The 16,470-nt window shown below is 55.3% G+C and carries 14 protein-coding genes; 8 read left to right on the top strand and 6 right to left on the bottom strand.

From position 1 onward, the window contains the following. The first annotated feature begins 223 nt into the window (after window positions 1-223). Complete coding sequence (locus AC06ND_RS09390; RefSeq protein WP_475678721.1) at window positions 224-541, top strand: hypothetical protein; 318 nt, start codon at window positions 224-226, stop codon at window positions 539-541. A gap of 18 nt (window positions 542-559) precedes the next feature. On the opposite strand, the gene AC06ND_RS09385 is transcribed toward AC06ND_RS09390, so the two are convergent. Both AC06ND_RS09385 and AC06ND_RS09380 read right to left on the bottom strand, forming a co-directional pair. Further along, window positions 560-2,431 carry a U32 family peptidase gene (locus AC06ND_RS09385; protein ID WP_475678720.1) on the bottom strand — a complete coding sequence of 624 codons (1,872 nt, stop codon included), beginning with the start codon at window positions 2,429-2,431 and terminating at the stop codon, window positions 560-562. Beyond that, window positions 2,431-3,366: a tetratricopeptide repeat protein gene (locus AC06ND_RS09380; protein WP_475678719.1), complete on the bottom strand. Its 936-nt coding sequence runs from the start codon at window positions 3,364-3,366 to the stop codon at window positions 2,431-2,433. Before AC06ND_RS09380 ends, AC06ND_RS09385 begins: the two co-directional genes overlap by 1 nt. Window positions 3,367-3,470: 104 nt before the next feature. Here AC06ND_RS09380 and AC06ND_RS09375 point away from each other — a divergent pair, with 104 nt between their 5' ends. Further along, window positions 3,471-5,744, top strand: a complete 2,274-nt coding sequence (locus AC06ND_RS09375; RefSeq protein ID WP_475678718.1) for a hypothetical protein — start codon at window positions 3,471-3,473, stop codon at window positions 5,742-5,744. A gap of 4 nt (window positions 5,745-5,748) precedes the next feature. After that, window positions 5,749-6,342 carry a DUF3109 family protein gene (locus AC06ND_RS09370; RefSeq protein ID WP_475678717.1) on the top strand — a complete coding sequence of 198 codons (594 nt, stop codon included), beginning with the start codon at window positions 5,749-5,751 and terminating at the stop codon, window positions 6,340-6,342. On the opposite strand, the gene AC06ND_RS09365 is transcribed toward AC06ND_RS09370, so the two are convergent. Further along, on the bottom strand, window positions 6,339-6,809 hold the full coding sequence (locus tag AC06ND_RS09365; RefSeq protein WP_475678716.1) for a hypothetical protein: 471 nt from the start codon (window positions 6,807-6,809) through the stop codon (window positions 6,339-6,341). The two genes, AC06ND_RS09370 and AC06ND_RS09365, sit on opposite strands and share 4 nt — an antisense overlap. 88 nt (window positions 6,810-6,897) lie before the next feature. Here AC06ND_RS09365 and AC06ND_RS09360 point away from each other — a divergent pair, with 88 nt between their 5' ends. From AC06ND_RS09360 to AC06ND_RS09340, 5 genes are read left to right on the top strand one after another with little or no spacing between them, the layout of a single operon-like run. Next, window positions 6,898-7,761: a hypothetical protein gene (locus AC06ND_RS09360; RefSeq protein ID WP_475678715.1), complete on the top strand. Its 864-nt coding sequence runs from the start codon at window positions 6,898-6,900 to the stop codon at window positions 7,759-7,761. A gap of 1 nt (window position 7,762) precedes the next feature. After that, complete coding sequence (gene hemW / locus AC06ND_RS09355) at window positions 7,763-8,884, top strand: radical SAM family heme chaperone HemW (RefSeq protein ID WP_475678714.1); 1,122 nt, start codon at window positions 7,763-7,765, stop codon at window positions 8,882-8,884. Window positions 8,885-8,898: 14 nt separating this feature from the next. Continuing rightward, window positions 8,899-9,465 (top strand): manganese efflux pump MntP, encoded by a 567-nt coding sequence (locus AC06ND_RS09350; protein WP_475678713.1) that lies wholly within the window; start codon window positions 8,899-8,901, stop codon window positions 9,463-9,465. 57 nt (window positions 9,466-9,522) lie between these two features. After that, the gene (locus tag AC06ND_RS09345; protein ID WP_475678712.1) at window positions 9,523-12,006 is read left to right on the top strand and encodes a S9 family peptidase; all 2,484 of its coding nucleotides are present in this window, start codon (window positions 9,523-9,525) and stop codon (window positions 12,004-12,006) included. 27 nt (window positions 12,007-12,033) lie between these two features. Next, complete coding sequence (locus AC06ND_RS09340; protein WP_475678711.1) at window positions 12,034-13,836, top strand: M24 family metallopeptidase; 1,803 nt, start codon at window positions 12,034-12,036, stop codon at window positions 13,834-13,836. A gap of 74 nt (window positions 13,837-13,910) precedes the next feature. On the opposite strand, the gene AC06ND_RS09335 is transcribed toward AC06ND_RS09340, so the two are convergent. Genes AC06ND_RS09335 through frr form a run of 3 tightly spaced genes read right to left on the bottom strand, consistent with a single transcriptional unit; the run spans window position 13,911 to window position 16,459 of the window. Then, a complete protein-coding gene (locus tag AC06ND_RS09335; RefSeq protein WP_475678710.1) occupies window positions 13,911-15,107 on the bottom strand; it encodes a pyridoxal phosphate-dependent aminotransferase in 1,197 nt (398 codons plus the stop codon). Window positions 15,108-15,116: 9 nt separating this feature from the next. Then, window positions 15,117-15,935, bottom strand: a complete 819-nt coding sequence (locus tag AC06ND_RS09330) for a prephenate dehydratase (protein ID WP_475678709.1) — start codon at window positions 15,933-15,935, stop codon at window positions 15,117-15,119. Window positions 15,936-15,940: 5 nt separating this feature from the next. Beyond that, entirely contained in the window at window positions 15,941-16,459 is a 519-nt protein-coding gene (frr, locus tag AC06ND_RS09325; RefSeq protein WP_475678722.1) for a ribosome recycling factor, read from the bottom strand. Window positions 16,460-16,470: the final 11 nt, after the last annotated feature.

Raw genomic sequence — 16,470 nt, 5'->3', positions numbered from 1 at the left:
CAGAACCTCACAGGGGACCTCTTCCACATCAGGTGGTAGATGGATATAGAAGAGATTAATCAAGAACAGCATTCATCACTGTTGTATTTCCTATCTCAAATTCTTCTTGTTCAAATACAATAAGAAGAATTAACTATTATTCGTCAAGGTCGGTGCAGTCGAGGAGTTTGTTGCAAGCACGGAAGCGGAGCTCCTCCTCTATAGCCCGCAGATCACGGATTTCATGATCGTCGTCAGGCGCAGGGATGTCGGTGAGCCGAGAGACTTCAACGCCGTGCTCGTCTCGAACTGGACTCCGCAGCTGGAGAGGGCGGCGATGATGATAATCGAAGACGATGGAGGAACACGCACTACATGGAAATGCAATGCGACGGTGAAGGTGCAGTCCAAGAGCTATGGCTTCGATATGGAAATACCTCTTAACTCGAGGGACGACATTGTCTGGCGTGGTCAGCTGTCGTACAATTACCTTACGGCAAATAACGGAAAGACCGGTCATTTCGGTGATGTCGACATGACCTTCGAGGTGCTTGATTACTAGAAAGGGTCCGGGAATGAATCAGACTTCGCTGACAGTCATCTCACAATTACGACAATCGAAACCCAAGGCGAAGCGGCGGCCGTTGTTCACCAGGAACAGCGGCTGCATTGCCGTAGGTTTGCCTCCCTGCTTAGGGCAGATGCCGAGTTCGTGGCGTATGCAGTAGCGGGTGCGCATGAGTTCTGCGCCCTTCTGGTGTGCCAGCTCATAGGCGTCCTCGATCTGGGATGCTCCGGCGTCCCTGTAGGTCTGCGCTGCGATATGGTTGGCGATGTTGTTCTTGTAGCTGGTGCCCTCGCAGTGTGCGCTGGCAGAAGCCTTGTTACCCTCCGCGAGAGGTCTTGATTTCACCGGAGTCTGTTCGAGGGCCTCAGAGATAGTCCTTCTGATCCCGTTGAGGAAAGCGCTGCTGACGAGAGGGTAGGCCTGGAAATCGATGCCCGAGATGGTGAATTCGTGGATTCCGCTGCTCTTCGAGAGCTGGCTGCGTACAAGCCCCTCGAGGCGTTCGGTGTTTGTCGCCTGTTCGGTCGCAGCTGTGATGAAGCCTTTCTCGACGATGCGCCCATCCTCAGAGCTTGCCTTCACGCGGATCTCGTCCATCTCCACGATGACTTCGAGGCTCACGCCCATCATTCTTGTTCCGGGATTTCGCATGATTTCCTTCTCGAAGGCAAAGTCGAGATTGCGGAAGATCTTTGCACCTTTATATAGATACTCGCACGGCTTGCATATTATCCTTGCGCTTTTGTGCAGATTCTCGCATACATCGCCCCTGAAGCCGATCACGTCGCCGGTTCCGGCAACGAACGAGAATCCGTCACCGTTGTTGAGCGTGCATCCGGCCGGACATTCGACTTCTATGACAGCCGATCCCCTCCGGAGGTCCTGCTTCACTGAGATTACCTTTCCTATCTCTTCTCCCATGCCTTTTGCGGCATCCATGGCTGCCCACTTTCCTTTCACTCCGTCGATGTACAGTTCGGTATAGCCACGGTTGAAGGTCTTGTCCAGGGCCGGTATGAAGCTCTTGGCGACCTTGCCGAAGGAGGCTCTGCGGTATTTGTCCGGATGTGCGGCGACCAGCTGGTCGAGGGCAATGGAGTAGTCCCTGACTACATTCCTCACATAAGACTCATTCTTGAGCCGGCCTTCGATCTTGAATGAGCTGACCCCAGCCTCGGCAAGGTCGGCCAGCCTGTTCCTGAGGTTATAGTCCTTGAGGGAGAGCAGGGCCTTGTCTTTCACGAGGACCTTCCCTGTGCCGTCCACGAGGTCGTAGCGCGAGCGGCAGGCCTGTATGCAGGCTCCGCGGTTGGCGCTTCGTCCGCTGATGGCTTCGGACATGTAGCACTGGCCGCTGTAGCATACGCACAGCGCGCCGTGTACGAAGAACTCTATTTCGCATTGAGGGGCAGCGGAAGCTATCTCCCTGATCTGCGTGAGCGAGAGTTCGCGCTCAAGTATGAGACGGGCGTATCCCAGCGATGCGAGGAACTCAGCCCTCTCCGGGTTGAGCAGGGCGCTCTGGGTTGAGGCATGGAGAACGACTTTCCTCATGCCCTCGGCGACCAGCTCGTCCACGAGACGTATGACGGCAAGGTCCTGGACGATGAGAGCGTCTACTCCGGCCTCGACCGTCTGACGTATCATCTCCTTCGCCTGCGCGAGCTCGTCTTCGTAGATGATGGTGTTGACCGTCACGAACACTCTTGCCCCGTACCTGGCCGCATGCTCGCAGAGTCTGCGGATCTCGGCCACGTCATTGCCTGCGGCCTGGCGTGCGCCGAAATGCGGTCCGGCGATATACACAGCATCGGCACCACAGTCTATTGCTGCGATGCCGATGTCAGCGTTTCTTGCCGGAGCAAGAAGTTCAAGGTCTTTCATTATTTGTTGAGGGCGTCGAGCTGCTGCTTAGCCTGTACACCGTACTGAGCGTCGGTTACGACCTTTGAGTAGAACTCCTTAGCCTTTGCCTTGTCACCTGCCTGCTGTGCGAGAGCTGCGATGGTGAACATGATAGCGTTAGCGTCCTTAGCATCTGGAGAAACCTCGAGGTACTTCTCGTAGAAACCGAGAGCCTTTCCGTTGTCCTTGAGCTTGGTAGCTGCACTTGCAGCGATCTTGTAAGCGTTAGCAGACTCTGAGTAAGAGTTTGACTTCTCGCACTCAGCGATAGCGTCAGCGAACTTGTTAGCCTTGAGAGATGCCTGAGCTGCCTTGAGGTAGATGGTAGAGAGCTGCTTAGCGGCGTTCTTCTCCTGACCGTTAGCGATAGCTGCCTCGTAAGCTGCGATAGCCTCGTCGGTGTTGCCGAGCTGAGTGAGTGCCATACCGAGACGGAGCTGTGCCATACCGTTGGTAGGCTCCGAAGCGATGATGTCCTTGTAAGCTGCTGCTGCGCCTGCGTAATCCTTGTTGTTGAGGAGTTCGCCAGCCCTCTGGTTGTAAACCTGCCCGAGGAGTTCCTCAGCGTCACCTGCCACGCTTGCTGCAGCGTAGGTCTTTGCAGCCTCGATGGTCTCCTTGAGGGTTGAGATAGCACCGTCATAGTTCTTAGCCTTGACCTCAGCCTTACTCATAGAGAGGAGGATCTTAGGGATGATGCCCTTACATGTCTCAGCGAGTTCCATGCCCTCACCGCCACACATCTCAGCCATCTCAAGAGCTGACTTGAACTGTGCAAGTGCGGTCTGGTTGTCTCCGGCCTGGAGTGCCTCGTTAGCAGCCTTAGCTGTCTCGGTAGCCTCTGCCATGTCCTGGGCAGATACTGTAAATGCAGCGCACAACATCGCAACTGCAATTGCAAAAATCTTCTTCATATCCTTAAGTTAGTAATTAATTGTCCTTTTAAACTACTCTAGCACGTAGATTGCAAATATAGCAAAAAAAATCTTGTTACTTTTGTGATTGTTAGACCAATATTATGAGTCTTTTCAAAAAAATAACCGTCATTTTCCTGCTGACCTTGGTCGTCTGGGACCTTTTTGCCCAGGCTGACCTGCCGCGTCTTGCGGATGACCCTGCGGTTTCCAGAGGTACCCTTCCGTCAGGAATAGGGTATGTTCTCGTTACCAATCAGTCGGTCAAAGGCCTTGCTGACATCACCATATTGCAGAGAGCGTGCCAAACTGAAACAGAACTTCCGACAAATCTTCTCTCGAGCTTCGGAATAGGTCCGGGAAAGGATGGCTACATGCGTCGCGTCGGCAATGATCTCAGGTATGATTTCCGCGACTGTCCGGTCATTTCCGGAACAGCATGTATCGATTCTCTCCTTTCTGCTTCCTTCCGTATCATGAAGTCTGTGGCTGAATCGGAACCCGCATGCGGGACCACAGGGCAGACCCTCATAATCGCCGGAGATATTGACAGAAAATCACTTCAGTCGAAGATAATGATGCTATCGGACTCGATTTCGTTGCATCAGGCTGCAGTACCGCAGGCGGAATACAGGTGGGAACGTATCGAGGAGGGCGTGTTCGTGGCTGCAGATGGTGGCGACGTCGCCAGACTCATGTTCTCGTACCACCTTCCTGCATCGGCGCTCGAGAGCAACAACTCCGTGGTCAACGTGATGGCTGATCAGTTCGAGTATGTGCTGGGAATCATTCTCGAAACTTCCGTGAAAAGGGAACTTCGCATAGCCGGCATAGCTTGCACGAAACTCGAGTATGAGGCCCTCAGGTCTGATGAGCACGTAGGGGATGATCAGTACATTCTTTCTCTCGAAGTGGGAAAGGGCGATGCGGAGACGGCGGTGAGCATAGTTGCTTCCGTCCTCGATTCCGTGGTCGGCGGCAAGGTCAGCCTCGCCCAGTACGAATGGGCATACCGGAAGATGGTGGCAGACGAATGGGCCCGTGCCCATGAGACCGTGAGCAATGCGGAATATGTGGAAAAGTGCGTGAATGCGGTGCTCTACAACGCGAGCCTTGCGACCAGGAAATCGGAAGTCGAGTTCTACCGCACCAGGGTGCAGACGGACGAGGAGCGTCTCGGCTTCTTCAATATGTTCACGGCCAGCCTCTCGGACGAGGGCTATCTGGAGGTCGTCCTCGACGGTGCGCCGCAGGATCTGGACTCGGAGAAGCTCCGCAGCCTCGTGTGTGACAACGGGCGTGTCGGCGGGATCATGGACCTGAACTATGCTGACACTCTCGGCTTCCCGTCCCTGCAGAAGAGAAAGATCAAGGATCCGGTGATGAAGAAGGACATTCTCACCGGGGGCAATTCGTGGACATACTCGAACGGGCTGAACATAATATATAAGAAGATGCAGACCGATGGACTGTTCTACTTCTCATGGCAGCTGCGCGGAGCCGAGGAGAATACTCCTTCCATACGCGAGATGGCGGTGGGACAGTATCCTGGGGACTACTTCCTCAACCTTCTTGCGGCAAACGGCATCGAGATGGAATTCCGTGGCTCGTCCAAGGGTATAAGCCTCGAGGGCAGGGCAGATGCGACCCGCCTCCAGCTCCTTTTCAAGTCGCTGCAGCTCGTCTTCGCGAGCATGCCGGAGCTTGGCGCTCCGTCCGGCGGCCCGCTCGTGCTCATCGGCGACCGTACCGACTACTCCGTCCAGAAGACCATCTCCCAGCTTGTGGGTGGTTTCGACATGAGTGCTCCGGCGCGTCCTCGTAAGAGCATAGCCGTTCCGGTCGAACTCGACACCGAGGACGAGACCATAGGCTTCCAGACGCTCTATTCATGCGATTTCTTCCTTTCCGGAGATAACTTCATGACGGCGGACATCGCAGAGCGACTGCTCTCCAAGGCACTCGTCGAGGCTCTTGACGGCAGCGGCTACTACGCTCAGGTCGAGGGACGTTTCATTACCGAGCCTAAGGACAGGTATGTGCTTCATATCAGGGTCAGGGCCGTGGAGGGCATGGTTCAGACCGAGAGCCTTCAGCGAATCAGGACGCTCGTCAGGGGAGTGATGTCGGATATGGCGAGAAAGGATGTCCCTGCAGCGAAGCTGGATACGGAAAAGAAGCTTCTTTCGGGCAGCATAGCTCTTGAGCAGAAGACCCCTGGATATTGGACCGAGGCGGTGCGTGTGCGTTTCCTCGAGTCCAGGGACATGGTCACGAAATATGCGGACAAGGTCGCTCAGGTCAGCTCGGCGAAGCTGCGTGAGCTCTTCGCAAACCTCCAGGTGGGAGGAATGTTGGAATATACTTCAGACAAATGATAATATGGATTACAGTACAATAATCGAGATTGACGACTGCCTCGTGTCGTCTGAAATACTGACGGAATACTATGCCTGCGACTACGAGAAGTGCAAGGGTTGCTGCTGCATCATCGGAGACAGCGGTGCTCCTCTGGACGAGAGCGAGCCGGACGCCATCGAGAAGAACTACGAGATATTCTCTCCTATCATGCGCCCACAGGGCCGTGCCGCGGTGGATGCGAAGGGCTTCTTCGAGATAGACCGTGACGGCGACATGGTGACTCCTCTGGTCGAGGGTAGCGAGGAGTGTGCGTACTGCCACTTCGACGAGGCCGGGAACTGCTTCTGCTCGATGGAGAAGCTCTGGTTCCAGGGCAAGGGCGACTTCCGCAAGCCTATCTCATGCTGGCTCTATCCTATCCGCGTGTCGACTCTGCGAAACGGCATGCGTGCGCTCAACCTCCACCGCTGGGTCATCTGCAAGGATGCCTTCGCGAGGGGCAAGAAGGAAAAGATCCGCGTGTATGAGTTCCTGCGCGAACCTATCGAGAGGTATTTCGGTGAAGAGTTCTATGAGCAGCTCTGCGCTGCTGCCAAGATGCTGAACGGGGACTAGGCCTCGTATCCTCCGTTGAGTTTGGTCTCAAGGCCGATTGCGAGGATGACGATGTCCCTCCTGAGGCCTTCGAATTCGAATCCGCCGAGCTCCTGGGTGATGGTCACGGTGTCCTCGAGCATGCGGAAGATTCGCTGGAAAAGGTTCCTGCGCTGGAATTTCAGGACACCTTCCTCCTCAGAAGCGAGGGTGTAGCCGCGGTCTTCCATGTACTGGCGTATCTCGGCCTTCCTTTCCTGGATCGAACCGGTGGCCGCTGCGCTCTTCTTCGCATATCCGAACATGGGATACACTGCAGATAGTCCTGCGAACATGAGTGCGATCTGCCAGATGGAATCATATCCGTTGCGGAAGATTTCCTGGATGTCTGCCGGTACCATCTTTATCTGCACGAGGACGAAGATCACGATGACGAGGAGGACTGAGAAATAGATGAAATATTTGATTGCTCTGATTGCGTATTTCATAATAGCCTGATTTTTGCTGATGACAGGGCAAATATAGTAAAATCCCTATATTTTCGTATTTTTGCACATCTAAACCATTTTGTAGACTATGGAAGAAAAGAATCTCAAGAATGTGATGTATGCGCTCATCGCCGCAGTGGTGGCACTTGGCGCTGTTCTCGCTTACATTTGGATACAGAAGTCATCCCTCGTGAATGACCTCAACATCGAGAAGGAGGAGCTTACCCAGCAGATGGTTGCCCTCCAGGCAGATTACGAATCTCTCTCGAGCGACTACGACTCGATCAATGCACAGCTCGACTCTTCGAAGGAGGAGGTTGCCCAGCTCATCGAAAGAATCCAGAAGACTGAGGCTACCAACCGCTCTAAGATGAGGCAGTATGAGAAGGAGCTCGGTACCCTCAGGAGCATCATGAGGAACTACATCGTACAGATCGACTCGCTCAATACTCTCAACCAGAAGCTTACCGCAGAGGCTGCGGCAGCCCGCAAGGACGCTGCTGAGAGCAAGGCAAGGAACGAGCAGCTCAACCAGAGGGTCAACACGCTCTCCAACCAGGTTGCGTCCGGCTCTATCCTCAAGGCTACCGGTCTCCACACTGACGCATACAACGGCTCTGGCAACACTACCGACCGCAGCAGCCGCGTAGTGAAGCTTCTCACTTCGCTCAACCTTGTCGCCAACGATCTGGCTCCTCACGGACCTGTACGCGTGTACATCGTCGTGAAGGATCCATCAGGTGCGACCCTCATCAACTCTTCATCTCGTCAGATCACCGTTGCCGGCAATGCACTCCAGACTTCTGCATCCCGCGAGGTTGACTACGAGGGCGAGGAGGTAGGTCTGAGCATCTATCTCAACGACATCCCATCATACGTGAAGGGTATGTACACTATCGAGGCCTACACTGAGCAGGCATTCCTCGGTTCAACCGAACTTCTCCTCAGGTAAGGTGATATACGTCCATGTCCCTTTCTGCAGATCGTTCTGCACCTATTGCGGTTTCTATTCGGAGACCTGCAGCGGTGAAAGTGGAGTCATGGAGCAGTATGCCGATGCTCTCTGCCGCGAGATCGAATCGAGGCAGGAGGAGATAAGGAACCATTCCGTAGACGGAAGAAATACTATCTACATAGGAGGTGGCACCCCGTCGGTGCTGCCTCTTTCTGTTCTCAGACGCGTGTCGGAGACGCTGAATTCCCGCCTTGGATTTGCCGGTGCAATCGAGGCGGTGGAGGAGTTCACCGTGGAAGTGAACCCGGACGACATAGTCAAGGGAGGGCTCGAATATGCGCGCGGACTTAAGGAGCTTGGCATCACGAGGGTGAGCATGGGAGTGCAGTCCTTCGATGACGGGGTGCTTCGCTGGATGAACCGCAGGCATGGGGCCGAGGATGCCGTGAAGGCTTTCGGAATACTTCGTGAGGCCGGTTTCGACAACATCAGCATCGACCTGATCTTCGGTTTCGGTAAGCTTTCCGGTGCCGGCACATGGGCGGAGTCCGTGTCCGGGGCTATTGCCCTCGCACCTGAGCATATCTCGGCGTACCAGCTCTCGATAGAGCCTGACAGCGCGCTGGAGAAAATGCTCGATGACGGTCGTTTCTGCGAGGCTGACGAGGAACTCTGCCGGGGGCAGTACGAGCTTCTGTGCAGCATGCTCGCGGAAGCAGGATATGTACATTATGAGGTCTCGAACTTCGCCCTTCCGGGCAGGGAGGCGCGTCATAACTCGGGCTACTGGGACCACAGCCCTTATGTCGGACTCGGACCTGCGGCTCACAGTTTCGACGGGAGGGTGCGCTCGTGGAATGTCGCTGACGTCGACGCTTACATCGCCGGCGCGGAAAGGGGTAGTGAGGATCTGAGCAGGGAGCAGATCGAGATAGAGGAGGTAATGCTCGGGCTCAGGACGGCTGCCGGAGTTCCGGGGGAGAGGTTGCGTGAGATTGCGGATTCTTCTGCGCTGGAGCGTCTGCTGGCCTCTGGCGCGCTCGTCGAGGACGGTGAACGTATTCGAATACCGGAGTCTCGCTTCTTCGTCTCGGACGAGATAATCAGGGAATTGTTGTAGAAAAAGGGAATTCTATGGGAATAATTGAAATATTGCTGATAGCCGTGGGCCTGTCGATGGACGCCTTCGCGGTGTCGATAGGGAAGGGACTTACCCTGAAGAAGGTGACCATGAGGAACGCGCTCTGCGTCGGCCTCTGGTTCGGTGGATTCCAGGCTCTGATGCCTCTGATCGGGTATTTTCTCGGTGTCAGCTTCGCCTCTTTCGTGGAGAGCGTAGACCACTGGATCGCATTCGTCCTGCTTGCCGGAATCGGCGGAAACATGATACGTGAGGCGCTCGGACCGGACGACGAGAGCGACAGCATGGACTCGTCCTTCGCTGCGAAGACCATGTTCCTTCTTGCGGTCGCGACCAGCATCGATGCTCTCGCCGCAGGTGTGACCTTCGCCTTCGTCGGCGCGAACATCTGGTCGTCGGTGCTCATCATCGGTCTCACTACCTTCGCTTTCTCGGCCGTGGGACTCTGCATTGGCCATATCGTGGGCCACAAGTTCCACAGGGGAGCCGAAATCTTCGGCGGTCTTGTGCTGATATGCATAGGTCTCAAGATTCTCGTGGAACATCTCTGGCTCGGATAGCCTTCAAGCCCGATTTTTTTGCTATATTTGGAGGATTGAAAAAATTCTTCAAAAGATATGAACAGAAGACTCCTCGCCGCAGCAGCTGTGGCATTGATCTCGGGCTTCGCAGCCAGTGCTGAGAAGATAGAGGTCAGCTCGTTCCGCCATGCGGGACCTATCTCGGTCAAGGCTCCGATCCAGTTCGATCAGACCGACGTCAACGGAAAGAAACTCGATGTGTCAAGTATCCTCAACGGAGGAATGGACCTCACCATGGTCGAGAAGGGCTCAAGCTTCTCTGGTGGCGCCCTCAGCGCTCCGGCTGATGCCTATTCTGTAGGTCTGCTCGGTTTCGAGATCCAGAATGACAGGTATTTCAAGGGTAGCATCGACGTGGATTCGGCTCTCAAGAACTATCAGGTATTCGTGAACGGCAAGAAGCAGAGCGGCAGCGTGACCTTCGAGCCAGGTAACCACAAGGTGGTGGTGAAGTACGCCATCGAGCCTGGTACCTCTGAATCCGTTAAGGTTTCTGTTGATGTTCCTGATATCGTCAAGGACCATGTCCAGATCATCGACATGGCAAAGGAGGATGGCCGTCTCTACACCGTGACCACACTCCTCGACTCACGTCGCTCGAGCGGCGTCTCGCTCTCTCCTGACGGAAAGTACATGATCGTACGCACCTCTCAGAGGGCTCCGGGCCATGACCGCTCATTCGTCAAGATCATCGAGCGCGAGAGCGGCAATGTCATCAGCGAAGGACAGTCGGCAAGGTGGATGCCTAAGACCAACCGTTACTGGTTCACCCGCCAGGGTCTCGAGGGCCTTGAGCTCGTGACCGTGGATCCTGCAAGCGGAAAGCAGGAGGTGCTCGTCAAGAGCCTTCCAGAGGGAAGCTTCGATTTCACTCCTACCGAGGACAAGCTCATCTATACCATCTACAACGAAGGACCTCAGGAGAAGAAGGAAATCTTCGAGATCCTCGTTCCGGACGACCGTCAGCCAGGCTGGCGCAACCGCAGCTCTGTCGCAGTCTATGACCTTGCTACAGGCGTGATGCAGCCTCTTACCTTCGGTTACAACAATGCATATCTCTCAGACGTTTCCAATGACGGCCGCTATGCACTCCTCAGCAAGTCTGAGGCTCGCCTTACCGCCCGCCCTACCGACGTCAACTCCATCTATCTCGTGGATCTCCAGAGCCTCGAGCTCGTGGATACCCTCGTGTGCCGTGACGGTTTCGTGCATGGCGGACAGTTCTCTCCTGACGGCAAGAAGGTCCTTCTTACCGGTACCCCTGAGGCTTTTGACTGGCTCGGAGCAGCAGTGGACGAGGGTCAGACCCCATCCATGACCGATCTCCAGCTCTATATGCTTGACATCGCAAGCAAGGACGTGACTCCGCTCACCAAGGAGTTCGACCCATGCGTACAGAGCGCAGTATGGAACAAGCTTGACAACAAGATTTACTTCACTGCGGAGAACAGGGACTCAGTGAGCCTCTTCACTCTCGACCCTTCCAACGGCAAGTTCAACAGGATGGACCTTCCGGAGGAGCTCATCCGTGGATTCAGCATCGCTGCTGAGGCTCCTGTGCTTGCATTCCATGGCCAGGGCGCTACCAACTCGGACCGTCTCTACGCTACCGACCTCAAGACCTTCGGCACCAAGAAGCAGAAGATAAGCCTCATCGAGGACTTCAGCGCGAAGTCTCTCAAGGGCATCACCGTCGGTGACTGCATCGCATGGACCTTCAGGAACTCTCTCGGAGAGGAGGTTCTCTGCCGCTACTATCTCCCTGTGAACTTCGATCCTTCGAAGAAGTATCCGATGATCGTCAACTACTATGGAGGTTGCTCTCCGACCAGCAGGAACTTCGAGTCCAACTATCCGCAGGAGACATGGTCCGCACTCGGATATGTCGCCCTCATCGTGCAGCCTAGCGGTGCGACCGGATTCGGCCAGAAGTGGTCTGCACGTCACGTGAACACTGCCGGTGTCGATCCTGCACGCGACATCATCGAGGCTACCAAGGAGTTCACCGCGACCCACGACTTCGTGAATGCGGACAAGATCGGTTGCGTCGGAGCAAGCTACGGCGGCTTCATGACCATGTACCTCCAGACCATCACCGACATCTTCGCATGCGCAATCTCACATGCGGGTATCAGCGACCATACCAGCTACTGGGGTTACGGCTACTGGGGCTACAGCTACAGCGAGACTTCGATGGCGAACAGCTACCCTTGGACAAGGAAGGACCTCTATGTCGAGCAGTCACCTCTCTACCATCCCGAGACCGTGAATACTCCTCTTCTCTTCCTCCATGGCACCGGCGACACCAACGTTCCTTACAACGAGAGCGTCCAGATGTTCACCGCGCTCAAGCTCCTCGGAAAGGAGACTGCTTTCGTGTCTGTCGAGGGTGAGAACCACCATATCAACGAGTACAACAAGCACATCTGGTGGCACAATACCCAGATGGCATGGTTCGCAAAGTACCTCCAGGACGACGACAGCTGGTGGGAGGCTCTCTACCCACACAAGGACCTTTAGTAAACAGCTAATCACATAGAAAATAACATGGCAAATTTATACGCAGAAAGAATCGCGGCCCTCAGGGCCATAATGGCGAGGAATGGTTGGGACGCAGTGATCGTCACCGCGACCGACCCTCACAGCAGCGAGTATCCGGCTCTCCGCTGGAAGCAGGTGGAGTGGCTCAGCGGCTTCTCAGGTGAGTATGGCGACATCGTAGTCACCATGGATCATGCCGGTCTTTGGACTGACACCAGGTACTTCATCGCAGCCAACAAGGTGCTTCCCGGAACCGGAATCGAGCTCCATAAGCTCAGAGTCCCTGAGCAGGTGACCATTCCTGAGTGGCTCCCTACTGTGTTCCCTGCAGGTGCGGTGATAGCAGTCGACGGACTTTGTCAGAGCGCAGATGCGATTGCGAAGCTCTCTACCTTCGAGATCGTTGACGTTCCAGACATGCTCAGCCAGCTCTGGGAGGACAGGCCAGAGATTCCTCAGTCTCCTATCGAGACCCTCGGTGTCGAGTTTGCCGGCGAGTCTCGTCTCGAGAGGTTCGCATGGCTCCGCGGCTTCCTTCAGGATAAGGGCTGCGACGCTATGCTCATCACCGATCTCGCAGAGATTGCATGGATGCTCAACGTACGCGGAGGCGACATCGCATACAATCCGCTCGTGATGTCCTATCTGCTCGTGGCTAAGGATAAGGTCGAGTGGTTCGTCAAGAAGGACTCCCTCAAGGAGCTTGACGACGAGACCCTCGACAGCTTCGAGGAACTCGAGAAGGACGGCGTGAAGGTCAGCGGCTACAGCGACCTCGCAGTCGGACTCATGGCGGCTCAGGCTACCTGCGAGAAGATATATGTGGATCCTGCCACTCTCAACTATACCGTATCCAAGAAGCTTGCTGACATCTTCGGTGACGACAACATCACCATGGCTGTCTCTCCTGTAAGGCTTCGCAAGGGTATCAAGAATGCGACTGAGATCGCAGGCTTCCGTGAGGCTTACATCGAGGACGGTGTTGCAATGACCAAGTTCGTATACTGGCTCGAGAAGGCAGTCGCTTCAGGCGGCCATGTCACCGAGTGGGACGCTTCCGTGAAGCTCACTTCCCTCCGTGCCGAGATCCCTGGATACAAGGGCGACAGCTTCGAGAACATCTCGGCTTACGGCGTCGGCGCAGCTCTTCCTCATTACGTGACTCCACAGGACGAGACCGCCCCTGAGCTCAAGCCTTGGGGCCTCTACCTCATCGATTCAGGCGGACAGTACCTCTTCGGAACTACGGATACCACCAGGACTGTTCCTCTCGGACCATGTACCGACCTTGAGAGACTCGACTACACTCTCGTGCTCAGAGGTATGATCGACTTTACCATGTCAGTATTCCCTTACGGAACCGCGGGCTGCCGCCTCGACTCTATGGCACGTATGCCTATGTGGAGGGCTCAGCGCGACTTCGGTCACGGCACCGGCCACGGCACCGGCTTCTTCCTCGGTGTCCATGAGGGACCTCAGGATCTTCGCCAGAATCTCTATGAGCAGGCTATACTTCCGGGTATGGTGACCACCATCGAGCCTGGTCTATATCGTGAGGGCATGCACGGCGTGCGTCACGAGAATACCAATCTCTGTGTCGACCTCGGCGAGAACGAGTTCCGTCACTGGTGCGGCTTCGAGGAGCTTACCTGCTGCCACATCGACACCGCTCCTATCCTCAAGCACCTGATGACCTTCGAGGAGATCGAGTGGCTCAACAAGTTCAACGAGAAGGTATACCGTACTCTCGCGCCGAAGCTTCCTGCAGAGATCGCAGCATGGCTCCGTGAGAAGACTCTTCCGCTCTAGGAGCGTATTTACCGAATATAAAAACAAGGCCCCGTTGATGCGAGGCCTTGTTTTTTGTCGTATGAGATGAATCCTTACTTGATAAGTTCTATCGCCTTCTCGATCATAGGAATCGGCGCGCAGAGCGAAGCCCTGACGTAGTTGTCTCCGCCGTGACCGAAGATGAATCCCGGGGTGATGAACACGCCCTTTTCGTAGAGAAGCTTGTCGGAAACCCTTTCTCCTAGGGTCTTCGAAGGGTCACCTCCCTGGGCATAAGGATTGTCCTCGTCGACCTTGCCCCATACGAAGAGTCCCTGTGCGTCCTTCTCGTACTTTGCACCGATCATGTCGAAGAGCTTCCATACATATTCCTTGCGTGCGCTGTATTCCGCGTTGAGGGCCTCGAACCACTCTGGACCGGCGTTGAGTGCCTGGATCGCTGCAAGCTGGAGAGGCTTGAACATACCTGAGTCCATCTGGCTCTTCACCTTTCTGATCTCACGTACGCTGTCTGCGTCGCCGGCGACCATGCCGAGACGCCATCCTGACATGTTGTGGGCCTTGCTGAGGGAGTTGAGCTCGATGCAGCAGTCCTTCGCACCCTCGGTCTCGAGGATGGAGAGCGGCTCCTTGTTGAGGATGAAGCTGTATGGGTTGTCGTTTACGACCATGATGCAGTGCTTCTTTGCAAAAGCCACGAGCTTGCGGTAGAGTTCGCGGGTCGCAGGTGCTCCGGTAGGCATGTTAGGGTAGTTCACCCACATGAGCTTGACACCGGTGAGGTCCATCTTCTCGAGCTCGTCGAAGTCAGGCTGCCAGCCGAGCTCCTGCTTGAGCTGGTAGGTGACGACGCCAGCCTGAGCGAGTGCGGTCGCTGAGGTGTAGGTAGGGTAGCCAGGATCCGGCATGAGCACCTTGTCTCCTTCGTTGAGGAAGGTGAGACAGATCATGAGTATGCCTTCCTTCGAACCCACGAGCGGCTGGATCTCGCTGACCGGATCGAGGTCCACGTTGTAGTACCTCTTGTACCAGTCTGCATAGGCCTGGCGAAGCTCAGGAAGACCGAAGTAGTTCTGATATTTGTGGCTGTCCTTCTGCTGAGCCGACTCGCAGAGTGCCTGGATTGCCTCTGCTGGCGGCATGCCGTCCGGTGCGCCGATACCCATGTTGATCACAGGCGAGAGGCCGCGCTCGACGCGGTCCTTGCTGATTGCTGCGACCTCAGGGTTCTTTATCGAAAAGTAGTAAGGATGGAGGGAGTCCGTCCTTTTGGCTGGTTTGATTATCATGTTCGTTTTCTATATTGTCGCACGGTACTCACCCATGATGGTAAGGTCTTCCATCAGCGGCCTTACTGCTGCGAGAGCCTGTTCGAACCTGAGGTGGTCTTCGTGCTTGATTTCGATGTAGAAGAAGTACTGCCACTCCCTGCCCGGAAGAGGGAGGGACTGGATCTTCGTGAGGTTCATGCCGTAGAAAGACATGATGGTCAGCACATGTGCAAGGGATCCCGGCTGGTGAGGGAGGGTGAAGCACATGGTGGCCTTGTTGGCTTCCTCCACCGGGACTTCGATGCTGTCGTCGATGATGAGGAACCTGGTGAAATTCTGCTTGTATGTCTCTATGCCTGGGCAGATGATCTCGAGCCCGTAGAGTTCAGCCGCGAGCGATGATGCCACCGCAGCGACGCCCCTGAGCTGTTCCCTTGATACCTGTGCCGCGCTGAGGGCGGTGTCCTCGGTCTCTACGAGGCGCATGTCAGGATGTCCCTTGAAGAATTCTCGGGTCTGGTTGAACGCCATGTAGTGGGTGCGCACCTCCTTGATGTCCTCGAGCTTCTGGCCGGGGAGGGCCATGAGGTTCTGCTCGATGCGGAGGAACACTTCTCCCTTGATCTTCTTTCCATGCTTGCGCAGGAGCTCATAGTTGGGGAGCAGTCCTCCGGAAGTGGTGTTCTCCACCGCCATGATGGCTGCATCCGCACGGCCTTCGTCCATTGCCGTGAAGAGCCCCTCGAAGGTCGCACATTCTACGATCTCGATAGGCTCAGAGTAAAATTTTCGGGCTGCCTGTTCGTGAAAGCAGCCCGAAAAACCTTGTATCGCTATCCTTTTCAATTTTCTTATACGGTAAGGATTTCCTTCTCCTTTGCAGCGATGGTCTCGTCGATCCTCTTCACTGCTGCATCGGTCTCTTTCTGTGCTGCCTGCTCCTGATCCTTCTGTACGTCCTCAGGAAGTCCTTCCTTGATGAGCTTCTTGAGTGCGTCGATTGCGTCGCGGCGTGCGTTGCGGACTACGACCTTTGCGTTCTCGCCTGAAGCCTTGGCCTTCTTGATGAGCTCCTTGCGGCGCTCCTCGGTGAGTGCAGGAACGGTGCAGCGGATACTTTCGCCGTTGTTCTGTGGAGTCATGCCGATGTTTGCGTCGATGATGGCCTTCTCGATGAGAGGAATCATCTTCTTCTCCCAAGGCTGGATGAGAATGGTCTTCGCGTCAGGAGTGGTCACAGATGCGACCTGAGGAACTGGCATGTCTGAGCCATAGTAGTTAACCATCACGCTGTTGAATACGAGTGGATTGGCCTTGCCGGCACGGTATGTCTTGAGATCCTCCTCGAGGAACTTGACTGCGTCGTTCATCTTCGCCTTTG

This window comes from Candidatus Cryptobacteroides sp. (genome assembly GCF_056207615.1).
The sequence above is the reverse complement of the archived record's forward strand: the minus strand, read 5'-3'. Positions and strand labels throughout refer to the sequence as shown.

Excerpts from the sequence above, each read along its gene's own strand:
- AC06ND_RS09390 (WP_475678721.1), top strand. The coding sequence starts at position 224 with ATGATCGTCGTCAGGCGCAGGGATGTCGGTGAGCCGAGAGACTTCAAC.
- AC06ND_RS09385 (WP_475678720.1), bottom strand. The coding sequence starts at position 2,431 with ATGAAAGACCTTGAACTTCTTGCTCCGGCAAGAAACGCTGACATCGGC.
- AC06ND_RS09380 (WP_475678719.1), bottom strand. The coding sequence starts at position 3,366 with ATGAAGAAGATTTTTGCAATTGCAGTTGCGATGTTGTGCGCTGCATTT.
- AC06ND_RS09375 (WP_475678718.1), top strand. The coding sequence starts at position 3,471 with ATGAGTCTTTTCAAAAAAATAACCGTCATTTTCCTGCTGACCTTGGTC.
- AC06ND_RS09370 (WP_475678717.1), top strand. The coding sequence starts at position 5,749 with ATGGATTACAGTACAATAATCGAGATTGACGACTGCCTCGTGTCGTCT.
- AC06ND_RS09365 (WP_475678716.1), bottom strand. The coding sequence starts at position 6,809 with ATGAAATACGCAATCAGAGCAATCAAATATTTCATCTATTTCTCAGTC.
- AC06ND_RS09360 (WP_475678715.1), top strand. The coding sequence starts at position 6,898 with ATGGAAGAAAAGAATCTCAAGAATGTGATGTATGCGCTCATCGCCGCA.
- AC06ND_RS09350 (WP_475678713.1), top strand. The coding sequence starts at position 8,899 with ATGGGAATAATTGAAATATTGCTGATAGCCGTGGGCCTGTCGATGGAC.
- AC06ND_RS09345 (WP_475678712.1), top strand. The coding sequence starts at position 9,523 with ATGAACAGAAGACTCCTCGCCGCAGCAGCTGTGGCATTGATCTCGGGC.
- AC06ND_RS09340 (WP_475678711.1), top strand. The coding sequence starts at position 12,034 with ATGGCAAATTTATACGCAGAAAGAATCGCGGCCCTCAGGGCCATAATG.
- AC06ND_RS09335 (WP_475678710.1), bottom strand. The coding sequence starts at position 15,107 with ATGATAATCAAACCAGCCAAAAGGACGGACTCCCTCCATCCTTACTAC.
- frr (WP_475678722.1), bottom strand. The coding sequence starts at position 16,459 with ATGAACGACGCAGTCAAGTTCCTCGAGGAGGATCTCAAGACATACCGT.